Raw genomic sequence first — 14,354 nt, forward strand, 5'->3', positions numbered from 1 at the left:
ACGGCAACCGGTGAGTACGCGGCGACGAATAGGGGTGATGGGCGGAACATTTGATCCGATCCATAACGGACACCTCGTCGCCGCCAGTGAGGTGGCACAGAGCTTCGACCTCGACGAGGTCGTCTTTGTGCCCACCGGTCGCCCGTGGCAGAAGAACAAAGTTTCACCGAGTGAGCACCGGTACCTCATGACGGTGATCGCGACCGCGTCGAACCCCAGGTTCACAGTGAGTCGCGTTGATATCGACCGCGATGGTGCGACCTACACCGTAGACACCCTGCGCGACCTGCGCGCAAAGTGGCCCGACGCCGAGATGTTCTTTATCTCGGGCGCCGACGCCGTTGAGCAGATCGTAAGCTGGAAAGACGTCGAACGGCTGTGGGATCTCGCTCATTTTATTGCGGTATCTCGCCCCGGCCACGAGCTGTCACTGTCGGGGCTGTCGGGGAAGCACGTAAGCTTGTTGGAAGTCCCCGCACTGGCGATATCATCGACCGATTGTCGGGCGCGAGTAGGCCGGGGTGACCCGGTGTGGTACTTGGTGCCTGATGGCGTCGTGCAATACATCGCCAAGTACGGCCTGTACACCGAGGGAGCGACGGAATATGAGTGAGAATGAAGAGCAGGCGCCGCTGACGCGTCGAGAACGACGGCTGCGTGAGCAAGCCGAAACTGGTGCGCTCAACCTCTCAGAATTGTCGGCAGAGAAAGCGGCCGCCGAAGCGGGCGCAGTTTCTGAGTCGCCCGCGGCCCCCGCCGCTCCGCAGGCTACATCGGGTCCCGACGACATCGAGATTTCGCCCGTAAATGCCGACGGTACGCCGCGCAGCAGGCGCGAGATCCGTATGCTGCGTGAGCAGGCACTCGCGGCACGTGAAGCCGCGCAGGCGGCGGCAGCACCTGCTGAGCCCGAGGCTGCTGAGCCCGAGGCTGCTGAGCCTGAAGTTGTTGAGCCCGAGGCTGCTGAGCCTGAAGTTGCAGCACCCGAGGCTGCGGAGCCTGAAGTGGCTGAGGCCGCTGAGCCCGAGGCCTCTGATGTGGATGTGCCAGTCGCGGCGTCGCCCGCGCAAGATTTTGACTCCCTGATTTCGCCGCCCACCGAGCCCTTCACCGTCGAAGAGCTGCGCGCGGCAGAAACCGCAGGCGCGTCGGAGCCCGAGCCAGACACGAGCAGCGAGGCTGCACCGGTGCCTGCTCCTGAGCCCAAAGCGAAGCGAAAGTTCTGGAAAAAGGGCAAGGAGCCCGCCGCGTCAGAAACGCCCGCGGAGCCCGTGACCCCTGTGGCACCCGTGGCCACAGAAACTCCTGCTGAACCTGAGTCGGCCCTGCCTGCGGTCGAGCCCAAGCTCGCGGCCGAGCCCGAGGCGGTTGCTCCCACCGAGCCCGAGGCGGTCGCTCCCGCCGCGCCCGAGCCGGCCCTGCCTGAGCCTGTGGCGGTCGAGCCGGAACCGGCTGCGGCTCAGCCCGAGGGTCCCTCGACTCCCGAAGCAGACGCAGCGGAGCCTGAGGCGCCCAAGCAGACGAAAGAGTCATACTCCTTTCCCGACATCACCCCGCCCGAAGAATGGCGCTCGGTGTTTGACGATCCGGCAACCCGCAACATGCCCGCGCAGCCTGAGGAATCGCAGGGCGACTTTGATGACCTGATCTCGCGTGCCGTGGCACAAGAGGGGTCCACGAACGGCACTTCGGCGCTGATCCTGCCCTCCATGCCCGAGGACACGGGGGGCCTGACCGGGCCGCTCGGTGCGACGGGCGAGCTGTATGTCACAGGGTCCATGCGGCTTCCGAAATCGCTCGGCGAGACCGGCGGCCACGTGCCGCTCCACGAGTCGGCCGAGATTGATCCCATCACGGGCGCCGTGGCAGAGGACGAGCACGGCACGATGGCCGGCCCGGCTCCCGTGTCGGCGCGGCACGCGGTGAGCGCACGCGTCGTCTCAGGTGTGCCCGCGGTCGCCAAACCCACACGCGAGAAGAGTAAACTTCCGCTTGTGCTCGGCGTCACCGGCGGCGGCCTGCTCGTTGTGGTGGTCGGTGTGGGCGTCTGGGGCGCCATGAACGGTTTCTTTGGCTAAACGCCACTCTTAAGCACAATATTGGAGAACACCCTGAACCTCGAACCAAACCACAGCCAGCAGGTGCGCGACGCGCTAGGCGTCGCTCTGCGCGCAGCCGACTCAAAGGGCGCGACAGAGGCGGTCGCCCTCGACGTGGCCGAGCACTTTGGTCTCGCCGACGTATTTCTTGTGCTCTCGGGCAGCGTCGAACGCAACGTCCAGGCGATCTCAGACGAGATCGAAGACGAGATGAACGCAGCCGGCATTCGCACGGTGCGTCGCGAGGGCCGCGGCACGGGCCGCTGGGTGCTGCTCGATTTCGGCGACATCATCGTGCACGTCTTCCACCGCGAAGAGCGTGATTTCTACCAGCTCGAGCGCCTCTGGCAAGACTGCCCGGTCATTGAGACCGAAAGCCTGCTCGGCGAGAAGTAACGCTGAAGTAAAGAAAAACGCGCGGTGCCCGGTCAAGGGCATCGCGCGTTTTTCGTGGCGCTAGGCGGGTAAGCCCACCTTCGGCTTCGCCCATGAGCGTCCCTCGGCGTCTTTCAGAATGTCGTACTCAACATCGACGTGCGGCTCGATGGCGCTGTACTTGTCGTTGGGGGCGCCCACGACCAGCTGAAACCCGAGCCCACGCCACGCGCCAATCGCGCGCTTGGTAAAGTGCGCATCGGCCTTGATGAGGGCTTCATCGAGAAACACGGGCGCGTACCGGGGTCGCTCGGCGCCCGCGTCACCGAGCTGGTAGCGCAGGGCAGCGCCCACGATAAACGCGATGAGCTCCTGCGACTCGCCGCCCGACTTCTCGCCGATGTGATCGTACAGCGCCGCGTGAGCGCCCGTCACAGCGTGCACCTTCTCTGCGCTGACACGCACGTGATTACGCACATCGATGAGCTCGCCGAAGTCTGGTGAGCTGCGCCGGATCCGCCCGATGAGTCGCTCCATACGGCCGTAGGCGCGCTCGCGCTCGCCCTCGTTCTCGGCGTCGGTGATGAGCGCACGTACGTCGCGCAGTTCGCGGCGAAACCGCCTGCGGGCGTCGCTCTGGTGCTCGCGCGGCGTGATCTGCAGCCGGTGTTCGTCGTCATAGAACGGCAGATCTCGCATGATCTGGTTGATCGGTTCGATCCGGTCACGAATCTCGCGCAGGGCCCGCCCCAGCGCCGAGTCGAGGCTCGTGAGGTCGTTGCCCGACAGACTCAGCAGGCTGTCCTTCCATTCACCCTCGAGCTCGTGGAGCCCGCTCGCTTCGAGCTCGACGAGGATGCGTTCGAAATCGGGGAGCGACGTGTCGGGGTCAGCCCGCAGGTTGGGGTTGGGCCACTGTTCGAGGAACCGCTCGAGCGTGCGCCGCAGCTGGTGCCGCTGCTCTTCGAGGGCCTGCTGGGCGGTGCTGCGATCGTCGCGCAGCTGCCTGGCAGCGGTGTCGAGCGTCGCATCGAAGCGGGTGAGCAGTGCCCGGCCAGCGGTGGCCCGGCCTGAGCTCGAGGGAGCAGCGCCGAAGCGATCGCTGAGGTACTCGGCCTGCGCGCTCGTGAGCGCGCGATCCGCGTCTGCGGCAGCGTCAACGAGGCTCTGAGCGAGGTCGACCTCGTCGGTGATCTCGGCCCACTGAGCCCCCACGCGTTCTTGCTCGCCCTGGGCGCGGCCGATGGCCTGCTGTAGCTTCGAGACTTTACGCTTTGCGCTCGCGATCTGCTGCTGCAGCCCGGTGATCTCGTCGTTACCGGCGGCGGCATCGGCGATGATGGCAGCCCAGCGCGTGCGCTCGGCCTCCACGGCAGGCTCGTCGATGTCGTCCCACACGACCTCGACGATTTTCGTGAGCGCCGCGTGGCGGGCGTCGAGCGAGTCAAGTGCCTGCGCTGCCTCACGTTCCTGGGTGACTGCTTCGGCCTGCTGTTCGCGCGCCGACAAAATCTCGTGGGTGAGCGCTTCGATCCGGCGCTGGTTTGAGAAGCCAAGCACGCTACCCTGACCTGGGCCACCGTGCGACCCGCGGCGCCCGCGCGTCGCCTGACCCGTGAGCGTGAGGGCCTGCGTGTGCCGCCCGAGCTCGCTCGCGTCAGTGACGCACACGAACCCAAACTGCTCGGTGAGCCGGCCCTGCAGCCAACCGGTGAACGGTGAGTCGCGGTAATCGAGCCTGCCGGGCAGCGTGACGGGGTCGAACCGTGACACGCGGGGCCCACCTGCGGGAACACCCTCGTAGCGCACGCGCACGCGTGTGCGTACGTCGTTGATGGCGGCGCGAAAACCCGCCACGTGCTGCTCGTCGACCAGAATCGTGGTGGCGAATCCGCCCAGAGCGAGACCGAAGGCGTCGCGCCACGGCTCGTACTCGGCGCGCACCTCAATGAGCTCACCCACAAACGGGAGCTCGCTGCTTGCGATACCCGCGGCTTCGGCGAGCATGGCGCGAGCCTCGTGCAGGGCGGGTGGAATGTTATCGTTGCGGGCCTGCACCGCGGTGAGGTCCGCTTCAAGCTGCTCAACGCGGGTCACGGACTCTCGTGCCCGAGCGCGCGCCTCAGCGTACGAGTCGCGTGCGCTCGCTTTCTCTTCGCCGTGCGCGAGCTCAGTGCGTGCGCGCCCCACCAGCTTGTCGAACGAAGCGCGGGTGAGCGCTTGCTCGCCCACGCTGTCGCACAGCGCCTGAAAGCGCACGCGCGCCTGCTGCACCGCGGCGAGTTTGCGTTCAACCTCGCGCAACTCACGCTCGGCGGTCTCGAGGCGTTCGCCGCCCGCGCCGCGCAGCACCTCGGCGAGGCCGTCGCGTTCCGCCTCGGCTGCCGCGGCGCTCGCCTGCTGCTCACGCACCGCGGCATCGGCTGCGGCTTTCTCTTGCTGCAGCTCGGCCTCGGCGCTGCGCAGCAGCCCGAGGCGATGATCGGCGCGCCACAGGCTCGCGAGCGACTCGGGGTCGCTCAGCTGGCCGACCTCATCGAGGATCCTGAGCCGGTCAATTGCCTCGTCAATGCGGGCTCGCATACCCCGGATCGGCCGTAGCGCGTTCACCTGGCGCTGAGCGGTCACCATGCGCGCGCGAGTGCCCTCGAGTTCGTCGAAGTGGGCGACTACGGCGTCGGCGGCCGCGAGCGTCTCGGGCTCCTCGAGCACCATGCGTTTGTACAGTTCGTCGACCGTGGTGATTTGCTGCCCGGCCTGAATGCGGGCGAGCAGGCTCATCGCTTTCGCGCCTGCGCCCGCCGCACCGATGCCCAGCACCGCGTGCAACTTGGCCGTGAACTCACGATCGGTCGCATACGTTTCAAGCCCGGTCGCACGCACGCGTGCATCGGTCAGCCGCTGCGCTGCGGCGGGCGCAAGGTCTTGCAGGCTAAACGCGCCGTCGACGCTCGCGCGCACGCGCACAGTGTCTTCGACGACGCGTGCGCCCGCGGGGATGTACCAGGCACGCACAGCGGTGAACTGCGAGCCGTCGTGATCGCTCCACGTCATCGCGATCGCCGTCCACGTATCGCTGTTGTCGCCGCGCAAGACGCGCACTCGCGTGCCCTGCTCGGTGCGCGACTCGTCGATCTTGCCGCGACCGTACGAGAGAATATTGCGCTGGTCTTCGCCGCGCGGCCGGCCCGTGATACCGCCGTTCGATGCGCCGTTGAACGGCGTCGTGTGCGGCATCATGAGCGCAATGTAGGCGTCCATCAGCGTGGACTTGCCCGAACCCGAGCCGCCACACAACAGCGTCGCGCCGGGCGAGAAACGTACGCGGTGCACGCCGTCGTAACCGCCCCAGTTGACGAGCTGCAACTCGTGGGCAACCCACTGCTGGCCGCGAGAGGCGGCGGGGATCAAACCGAAGAGCGTATCGAGCATGGTCACAGTGCGAGGTCTCCTCGGTCATCGGAAGTGGCAGCGGGCTGCAGTGTTTGGCTGGACTGCTCAGCTTGCTGGCGTAGCCAGTCGCTCAGTTCGCGCAGGCGGTCGGCGCTGAGCACGATTTCAACGAGTGAGCTCACCAGGTACCGGCCCTCTGACTCCTCGGCGATGATGCCCTCCTGCCGCAACCGCGCGAGCGCCGCGCGCACGGCTTTCTGTCGCCGAGCGATGTCGCCGTCGGCGGCGGTGAAGTAGGTGAGCACCGTCTGCTCGATCTCTTCGACGTCGACGCGCACCGACGCCTCGCCCGCCACCGACTCACGCTGGTATACGGTGCGCAGGTACACGAGCACGAGGGTTTCTGCGCGTGTGTATGCTTCGTCGCGCAGCAAGATGGGCACGTCGAGCTCCTCTGAGCGCACCTGCTGCTTGTATGCCACGCCGCGGGCAGGGTCGACGACGAGTCGCACAAACAGGTCGTGCATGCGTGACTCGATCACCTGCTGGTGCTCGAGTAGCACGGCCCAGTCTTCGCTGTGACGATCTGCGAGCAGAAACCGGCGCTGCAAGAGGCGTACAAGCACGCGCCGCACCGCGGGTTCGAGCGCGCCGCGGTCGCCCGCAAACACCTGATCCGGATCATGCTCCATCGACACGGGCGCGACAAACGGCGTTTCGGTCGGCGTGGTGGTCTCAAGCATCGAAGGTGCCCTCCTGAGGGTCGGCGTGCTGCGGGCTGGCGCTCGCCTGCACGCTCACAAACGCGAATTTGCGGGTGGTGCCGTCTGGGCGTTCGGCGGTGACGACTGAGATCTCGTCGCGCTCGACCATGCCGCCCTCGTGCACGATCTCGAGCAGCCCGAGCAGATCGACGGGGCGGCGTGTGCCCGCCGAGTCGAAGGCGCCCGCAAGGTCGAATGAGCCGCCGAGGCCCGAGACGTGCGCTTCGAGCTCGGGGTAGGCCGGGCCACCCCATTCGCGTGCGTCGTCAGCGTGCACGCTCACCTGGTCGGTGACTTCCTCGGCGACGATGAGCGGTTCGGGGGCGCGCGGCGGCCGCGGGTCGCTGAGCGTCTGCCGCAGGTGGCCGATGTGGGCGGTGGGGAAGTGGCCGAGGGGGGTGACGCGATCGCCGGGTTTCGACACGCGCATCCACGTTTGCAGCCCCGACATGACACCGCGCAGCAGGTCGTCGACCTCGCGGTCGCGGGCGGGGTCGTGCGTGCGCACCTGGGCGGTGATCACGTGTGAGGCGCGGCGCTGGGCGGTCAGCACCTCTTGCACGCCCTGCTCGACGCGCTTCGCGATGGCACTGAGTTCTTCACGCTGGGCGGCGTCAAGCAGCCGCGCAAACGGCTTCGCCAGCAGGTCGTGTACCTGATCGGTGAGCTCATCGATGTGTTCGGGGTCACCGATCAACCGCAGCGCGCCAGAGAACGCCCGCCCCTCAGGGGTGGCCTGCATCACGTGCTGCCCGCGGTGCAGGTACTCGCGCAGCACTTCGCCGGCCGGGCGCACATCGCGGCGCAGATCGGCGACGACGTCGCGCTGCATCGCACCGATCGACTCGGCGACGCGCGAGAAATCGGCGGGCAGTTCGCGGGCGAGGTGCAGCACGTTCTCGGCTTCTTCGAGCAGCAGCTCGTCGTCGGCGTCCTCGACCTCGCCCGCGCGCAAGCGCTCCATTTCGGCCTCGATTTCAGCGCGCTGGGCGGCGAGGTGCGCAAGGCGTAGATCCGGATCGGTCTCTGCGTGCTGTGCGAGCTGATCGACCGAGTCGAGCAGGGTGCGCACGCGCGAGCGCGAGACCCGCCCGCCGCCGGCGCGGCCAGCGATCTCGAGCGCGCCGACGGCCTGCGCCGAGAGCCGGTACACCTCGGTGCCCTCTTCGATTTGCGGCACGATCCAGCCGACGCGCACCCAGTAGCGGCAGACCTCGCGGCCGCCGCCGGTGGGAAGCCCGGGCCCCTGCTCTGCGACACCCGCGGTGCGCAGTTCGTCGATGATCTCGCCGACCTCGACGTGCGCGTCGGCGACGGCGACGGCCGCGCGATCGGCCGTGAACACGAGTGACAGCGCGGCGACCACGAACGGCGCAAAGCGGCCGTGCAACAGATCGAGGGTGGGGTTCTTGAATGCGGCGGTGGCTCGCTGAAAGGCGGCTTGGGCACGCACGCGCGACTCCTCACTGGTGAAAGGGAAACAAAAAACTCCCGGTTGCGGGCAAAAGCTTGAGCAACCGGGAGTTGATGGTGGACCCTTCGGGACTCTTTTCGAAACTTTCCCGGCCGGTCAAACGCATACAACGGGTTCACCAGTCTATCCGACGACGAGAGCCCAGCTTTCAGCCGGGGCCACGTGCCGATGCCCTGCGGCGAATCAGGTTGAGCGAAGCTGAGATTCTTGCTGCCGAAGCGCATTACCTCGATGGTGCCACTCTTCGAGAAGCTGCGGCACCGCTCAGCATCAGTCACATGAGATTCGCTTCGATTCTGCGTGAACGTGGCATCAAGGTTCGTCGCAGTGCTCCCACCGAGGCTGAAGTTGACCAGATGGTCTACCGATATGAGGCGGGCGAGTCGCTCGCAAGAATTGGCACGAGACTTGGGTTTCAGCCGAATACCGTGCGCGCGCAACTACTACGACGTGGTGTCGTCACACGAGATACACACGGACGGGACAGATAACGCACGCACGACGCCATTCACTCATGTATAGAACGTTTTCTGCACACATCAGCAGAAGCATAAGTGGCAGCTGTGCCTCATGTAGCCGAATCAGACGTGCAAGCAGCCCTTCAGGACCCGTCGTACTCGCGGCACATCAGGTGGTATCGGAGTATCGTCGCTGCTCGTAGTGGGTGAGATGAGTTCGGTCACCGTGACACCGCCTGTGAAGGAGGTGCCATGAGCAGCCAGACCAGAACCCACTGGCTTCCACCGCGGGTCAGCAAGTCTATTGATTTGATCTGTGTCGAGGCAGCAGACGAACGATACGCACTTGATTCAGTGCTTTTCAGAAGTGACGGTGCGTGCGCGGCGCAAGGCACAGCTGTTGCGCCATATCGCTTTGCGTCTTTCCGGCTCTCGCCTCCACAGTCTTAGTATGTTCATTGGATACTGTGTCGCGCGAATTCAGGCGTGCTGATTGTGGCAGCGGGAACGCCTCTAGCGATTTCTCCTGTTTCGTCTTCGAGCCATCTTCGGATCAGTAGCGCAACCCAGCTTCGGTACGGTCGCCACTTCTCAGCAATTTGTAGGCGCTCAGCGGGGTCGCCTGTTCCATAAAGCGCTGTCATTGCTCTTGCGAGCCGGGGTTCGTTTGTCGGGAATATGTCGGCCATCCCGACGCCGCGTACGAGGATCAGTTCGGCTGAGAATGGCCCGATCCCGTAGAGGGTTTGCAGGTCGGCGGATGCTTGCGTGCGCGAGAGGTTCAACAACCACTCGGCATCGAGGATGCCGTCAACTGCTGCGCTGGCGATGCCCGGACAGTGCAGAGAGACGCTAACAACCGCTTGCGCCGCTTCGCCGAACTCACCGGCGAAGACCCGTTCGTTCCCGAGCAGGCCGCACGCCTCGTCGTCGGCTGGGCCTAATTGATGGGCCAAGCTCTATGACTTTAGTTCAGACAGAATTCCTCGTGACCCTATGCGGGTTAAGGTGCCGCCGACCAAACCTGTTGCTGCGCCATCGTACCGCTCTGCCACAATGCGACCGGGCTGCGCCAGACCGTGATCGCCAGCGCAACAAAGGATGCGAGATACAACAGACCCGAGACGAGGCTCGCCCACGCCGTGAAATTGCTACCAATGAACTCCACGAGAACGAACGCCCACAATGTGTATGGCACCCAGCGCGGGCTCGTCTTCGCTCGAAGAAGACCGACACCGAGCATGATCAGCCCGAGCACAGTGCCGATCGTACCGGCCAACATCATCATCATGAGCGGCCCTGGCAGCCCACCAGCAAGCAGCCCGTTGTACACATCGTGGTTCGCGGTGTCAGCAGCCATGCCCACTTGTACAAGCTGCGCCCCGCCGGTCACAGCATGCCCAAACCCGCCGAGCACGGCAAGCCCGGCACCAATTGCCGCGAAAACCGGGGCACGGTCGGCGATGAGGTGTGCGATCCCCATGGCGGCGATGATGAACACCACCTGGGAGAGTGTGAACGCGAAGGCAGAAACTGCGGCGGTCGCACCCGCCTCAGCCAGTGTCGCTAACCAATCTGACGAATCTCCCATTGGCGGCTGCAGCACCACCCAGAGAATGCTCAGTGCGGCAGCGCACACAAGACTGGCGGCCACGCCGGTGCGGCGGAGTTGTGCGGTGGTATTCATGATGCTCCCTCGAATCAGACCACGAGAATTCGCGGCGTGTGTTGAGCGTAAATACACGACTGGGTGGCTGTCATCGGCCTCGAGTTGATTACTGAGTCAACTTTGAGCCGCTGCAGTTTAGCCTGGTACTGGTTAGGCTTGCACTATGAACCGACGACTGCTTCGTCCTCTGCTCGATGCCGGGTTCGCTGTTGCCCTGGCCATCGTTGCCGTCGCAGAGATCTGGGTTCCGTTGCCGTCAGCACAGGGTTACGGATCCGCAAATCTCAGCACCGTCGTCGCTGTCATTCTGTGTCTCATGCTGTCAGTCCGCAGCCGTTGGCCGCTCGCCACGGCCTTAGTTGTGCTGCTCACCTGGCCGATCGCATTTACTATCCAGCCCATCTTGATCCTGTTCTGGGGGCAACTGGTTCCGATCGTCGTCGCCACATACTCGGTCGCCAGGTACGCAAGCAGGCGTGGCAGCTACGTCGGTGCCGCTGCGGCTGCCGTTTGTTTACTCTTTTTTGATCTGCTAGTCGCCGAATTGCAAGACGCCGGGGAGATCTTCTTTCATTGGCTCGTCGTTATTCTGGCTTGGGTCATCGGGTCGGTCGTTCGGGCCGCTGAACGCCGCGCTGCCGTATCGCGACAGCACGCAATCGAGTTAGAGACCGAAAGCAGAACTCGCGTGATTGCGGCCCTCGCCGAAGAGCGGGCACGCATCGCCCGCGAACTGCATGACATTGTGGCCCATGCGGTCAGTGTTATGACGGTGCAAGCTGGGGCGGCTGAGCAGGTCGTGACCGAAGACCCGGAGTTCACTCGTCGCGCGCTGGCGGCAATTCGAACGACCGGGTCTGAGGCACTGAGCGAAATGCGCCGTTTGGTCTCGATGCTGCGTGACACTCACACTCGCGACGGTGGCACACGTGACGATGACATGCATGCCGGTGAGAAAGACAATGATTCTTCCGCATCCGATGCGTCGCTGCGCCCGCAACCAGGGATAGCTGGCCTGCCGACATTGATCGCTGATGCCCAAGGTGGTGGGCTGAATATTCAGCTGCGGGTCGAGGGCGCAGTGCAGGATCTTTCTAACGGTCTCGACCTTACGCTCTACCGAATTGTGCAAGAAGCGCTCACCAATGTGCGAAAGCACTCGGGTGCATCGACCGCTACAGTTGTCGTGCGGTTTAGCGATGATACGGTGGATCTCAGTGTGACGAACGATGGCGCTGCCGGGTCACTCAACAACTCGAGAGACGGCAGTACCGAGCGCACAGCTACCCCTCGCCTTGACCGCAGAGGGGGCCAAGGAAGCGGCCGCGGGCACGGCCTCATCGGCATGCGCGAGCGGGCATCACTCTACGGTGGCACACTCGAGGCCGCAGCAACACCCGAAGGAGGCTTTATCGTTTCCGCATCACTCCCCATACCGGGAACTCATTTGATTGCAGCCCCGAGAGTGACTAACGCACGAATGGAGACGCCATGATTCGGGTACTCGTGGTTGACGACCAAGAACTGGTACGCAGCGGGTTTCGACTGATTCTGGAACAAGCCAAAATCGACGTGGTCGGAGAGGCTGGCAATGGCCTTGACGCCGTGCAGATGGTGCGCGAACTGGCACCGGACGTCGTGCTGATGGATATTCGGATGCCCGAAATGGACGGTGTCGAAGCGACCCGTCTGATTACGGCGGGACCCGAGCCACGACCAAGTATCCTCGCACTGACCACGTTCGACCTCGACGAATACGTATACCGGGTGATGAAAGCTGGGGCGAGCGGGTTTCTTCTCAAAGATGTGTCGCCGGAAAATCTTGTGCATGCCGTGAAGCAGATTGCCCACGGACACACTCTGCTTTCGTCTACGGTGACCCGGCGCCTGCTCGAGCAGTTCGCGAAACGCCCGCTGGAAGGGGAGTTACCCGCTGAGGTGCAGTCGCTCGGGGAACGCGAGATCGAAGTGGCACGGCTGGTCGCTCGAGGATTATCGAACGCTGACATCGGGAAGGAACTCTTCTTGAGCGAGGCCACGGTGAAAACCTACGTCTCTCGATTACTGACGAAGCTCGGCTTGCGTGATCGCGTGCAGATCGCGGTGCTCGCCTACGAATCTGGGCTCGTACAGCCAGGCGATCCACCGCCCAAAATACTAGGTACGCCAGGCACCAGCCCCGTGCTCTAACCTCGACCTTTCATAGTGAGGTCGCCGACACATAGCATTAGAGAACAGAAAAGTGCTTCTGATCTAGAAGAATTGGAGATATCTCAAAACCGATCAAGCCTCTACAATTTTGGATGCCAGCATCTTCAAGATCGTGCTCGGTGGCGCGTCAAACTCACGAGACTTGCAAGGCTTCTCTACACTCATCGGTGAACGGGATGAGTTCACTGACTCAGTGAACCTTGGCGACTACGGCTCACGCATGAGCGAGCGTTCTGCGCGCCGTGTGCCGATCCTGTAGCGGACGACTGATTCCTTCGCGGGGGTGCTCGTGCACGACTACGCGACTGGGTCCCAAGCGGCACCCGCCGCGATCGACGGAGCAGAGATGAACGTCAGCTCAGCATCCGCGCTGTGCACCGCGACACTCCTGATGTTGATCTTTCGTACCCTTCGATCCCTTCAGGTGGTGCAGTCGCCGTCACGTATCTTCGTGTCTCGACCGCAGTCAACAGAGGCAAAGACGAAAAAGGGTGAGGCTCAAACCTTCACAAAACTGGATATTCTTGTCGAGGGTTTGAACCTCACCACTATGGGGTCCCTCCGTAGACAGTTCTCAAACCTTTCCCCACGCCTAGAAACGTTGATATGCCGCTGGAAACATGGCGTTTACCGGGTATCGCAGCGGTGCGATATCGACCCGATTCGCGACGTTCGCGGGAAAGTTGTTGGGAGGATTGCGAATCCTCAACCCATTTTGAGTGCGCATGAGGTAGATCGCCTCATCGATGACTACCTCGCTGGCGCTACCGTCGGCAGCCTCGTTCGAACCTATGGTGTGCATCGCGCAACCGTTTCGTCTCACCTCACACGCCGAGGTATCGTGTGCCGCCCGTCGGGGCTCACAATTGAAGCCGCGGCCGCGGCCATCACTCTGCATCGCGACGGAGTTTCGATGCGCGCGATTGCTCGAACTCGCGGTGTAGACCGGTCGTCTGTGCGTCGGGCACGTACAAAAGTATTGACTGATACATAATCAAGACAAGAAACCAATATTTGTGCACCTTTCAGCCCTCACGTACCCGGCTCAGCATCCCCGGTGTCGAGTTCCGGTCGCGGATACTTGATTCTGGCTTGGTTCGGACCCAGTCCGTGCGCGATACCCCAAAGAACAGCATTCGTGCGGCTTGTCACGTTGATGCGTCGATAGCAGCTGCGAACATGGGTCTTGATGGAGTTGATTGAAAGATGTACCTGATTGGCGATCTCCACATTGGACAGACCTTGGGTGATCAATGCGAGAACTTCAGCCTCCCGCTGAGTCAGTCCCTCTTCACGGCCAGGCCAATCGCCAGCAAGGGACGTTGTGGCTCCGTCACCCGCAGCATAAACCTGCTTACCTTCAGCATGGATCTCCTCAAGTGCTGCAACAAGTTGACGTGCTGGAATGCCCTTCGAGATGTAGCTAGTGGCTCCGTGGGCCAACGCTGCTTGAATATATGTCGGATCAACTGCCCATGAAAAGACAGCGATCTTTCCAGCGAGTGGGTTCAGCGAAAGTTCTCGAACTGGCTGCCAGCCACTGTGCGTAGCAGCAAATGTGTCGAACAACGTAATGTCCACCGGATCGCGCACTTGATTATTCAAGTCAATTTCCACGACTTGAACCACGTTTTGGTAGGCCCGCAACATGGACGCTAGACCGCGAACGACAACCTCATAGTCATTGACAATCGCAACTCGAATTTGCTGCATGACTCAATTTTAGACGCGATGAAGTTCACCCGTAAGGGTGAATCACGGCGACTAAAGCGTGCATACAGTAGCAATATGAGGCAGAAGAAGCCCCGATCGGCCACTGTGACACGCAGTGACTTCGCACATCAGCACGGTAGCTCGGCTAACGCCATGCTCTTCGAAAGGCGAAATCCATGAATATTCTAGCCATCATCA

General features: G+C 63.2%; 12 protein-coding genes and 1 pseudogene. 6 read left to right on the plus strand and 7 right to left on the minus strand.

The window, feature by feature from the left end; genetic code table 11:
* Window positions 1–10: 10 nt before the first annotated feature.
* From nadD to rsfS, 3 genes are read left to right on the plus strand one after another with little or no spacing between them, the layout of a single operon-like run.
* Window positions 11–613 carry a nicotinate-nucleotide adenylyltransferase gene (gene nadD / locus ACXR2W_RS00660; RefSeq protein WP_458815275.1) on the plus strand — a complete coding sequence of 201 codons (603 nt, stop codon included), beginning with the start codon at window positions 11–13 and terminating at the stop codon, window positions 611–613.
* On the plus strand, window positions 606–2,078 hold the full coding sequence (locus ACXR2W_RS00665; protein ID WP_458815277.1) for a hypothetical protein: 1,473 nt from the start codon (window positions 606–608) through the stop codon (window positions 2,076–2,078). The genes nadD and ACXR2W_RS00665 overlap by 8 nt, the downstream gene beginning before the upstream one ends.
* A 21-nt stretch (window positions 2,079–2,099) precedes the next feature.
* Window positions 2,100–2,495 carry a ribosome silencing factor gene (gene rsfS / locus ACXR2W_RS00670; protein WP_458815279.1) on the plus strand — a complete coding sequence of 132 codons (396 nt, stop codon included), beginning with the start codon at window positions 2,100–2,102 and terminating at the stop codon, window positions 2,493–2,495.
* 60 nt (window positions 2,496–2,555) lie between these two features.
* Here the strand turns inward: rsfS and ACXR2W_RS00675 are convergent, their stop codons facing one another.
* From ACXR2W_RS00675 to ACXR2W_RS00695, 5 genes are all read right to left on the minus strand, one after another.
* Window positions 2,556–5,906, minus strand: coding sequence for an ATP-binding protein (locus tag ACXR2W_RS00675; RefSeq protein WP_458815384.1), 3,351 nt, complete (start codon window positions 5,904–5,906; stop codon window positions 2,556–2,558).
* 2 nt (window positions 5,907–5,908) lie between these two features.
* On the minus strand, window positions 5,909–6,610 hold the full coding sequence (locus tag ACXR2W_RS00680; protein WP_458815281.1) for a DUF4194 domain-containing protein: 702 nt from the start codon (window positions 6,608–6,610) through the stop codon (window positions 5,909–5,911).
* Entirely contained in the window at window positions 6,603–8,084 is a 1,482-nt protein-coding gene (locus ACXR2W_RS00685; protein WP_458815283.1) for a DUF3375 domain-containing protein, read from the minus strand. The genes ACXR2W_RS00680 and ACXR2W_RS00685 overlap by 8 nt, the downstream gene beginning before the upstream one ends.
* Window positions 8,085–9,018: 934 nt before the next feature.
* The gene (locus ACXR2W_RS00690) at window positions 9,019–9,519 is read right to left on the minus strand and encodes a DNA glycosylase family protein (protein WP_458815285.1); all 501 of its coding nucleotides are present in this window, start codon (window positions 9,517–9,519) and stop codon (window positions 9,019–9,021) included.
* A 47-nt stretch (window positions 9,520–9,566) separates the two neighbouring features.
* Window positions 9,567–10,250 (minus strand): hypothetical protein, encoded by a 684-nt coding sequence (locus ACXR2W_RS00695; RefSeq protein WP_458815287.1) that lies wholly within the window; start codon window positions 10,248–10,250, stop codon window positions 9,567–9,569.
* A 145-nt stretch (window positions 10,251–10,395) separates the two neighbouring features.
* Here ACXR2W_RS00695 and ACXR2W_RS00700 point away from each other — a divergent pair, with 145 nt between their 5' ends.
* From ACXR2W_RS00700 to ACXR2W_RS00710, 3 genes and pseudogenes are all read left to right on the plus strand, one after another.
* Entirely contained in the window at window positions 10,396–11,727 is a 1,332-nt protein-coding gene (locus ACXR2W_RS00700) for a sensor histidine kinase (protein WP_458815288.1), read from the plus strand.
* The gene (locus tag ACXR2W_RS00705; protein WP_458815289.1) at window positions 11,724–12,422 is read left to right on the plus strand and encodes a response regulator transcription factor; all 699 of its coding nucleotides are present in this window, start codon (window positions 11,724–11,726) and stop codon (window positions 12,420–12,422) included. Before ACXR2W_RS00700 ends, ACXR2W_RS00705 begins: the two co-directional genes overlap by 4 nt.
* A gap of 97 nt (window positions 12,423–12,519) precedes the next feature.
* Window positions 12,520–12,699, plus strand: a pseudogene (locus ACXR2W_RS00710) (type VI secretion protein); the annotation flags it as partial.
* 336 nt (window positions 12,700–13,035) lie between these two features.
* Here the strand turns inward: ACXR2W_RS00710 and ACXR2W_RS00715 are convergent.
* The gene (locus ACXR2W_RS00715; RefSeq protein WP_458815291.1) at window positions 13,036–13,245 is read right to left on the minus strand and encodes a hypothetical protein; all 210 of its coding nucleotides are present in this window, start codon (window positions 13,243–13,245) and stop codon (window positions 13,036–13,038) included.
* A gap of 230 nt (window positions 13,246–13,475) precedes the next feature.
* Complete coding sequence (locus ACXR2W_RS00720) at window positions 13,476–14,156, minus strand: response regulator transcription factor (protein WP_458815293.1); 681 nt, start codon at window positions 14,154–14,156, stop codon at window positions 13,476–13,478.
* Between the last annotated feature and the right edge of the window lie 198 nt (window positions 14,157–14,354).

This window comes from Leucobacter faecis, from assembly GCF_054456695.2.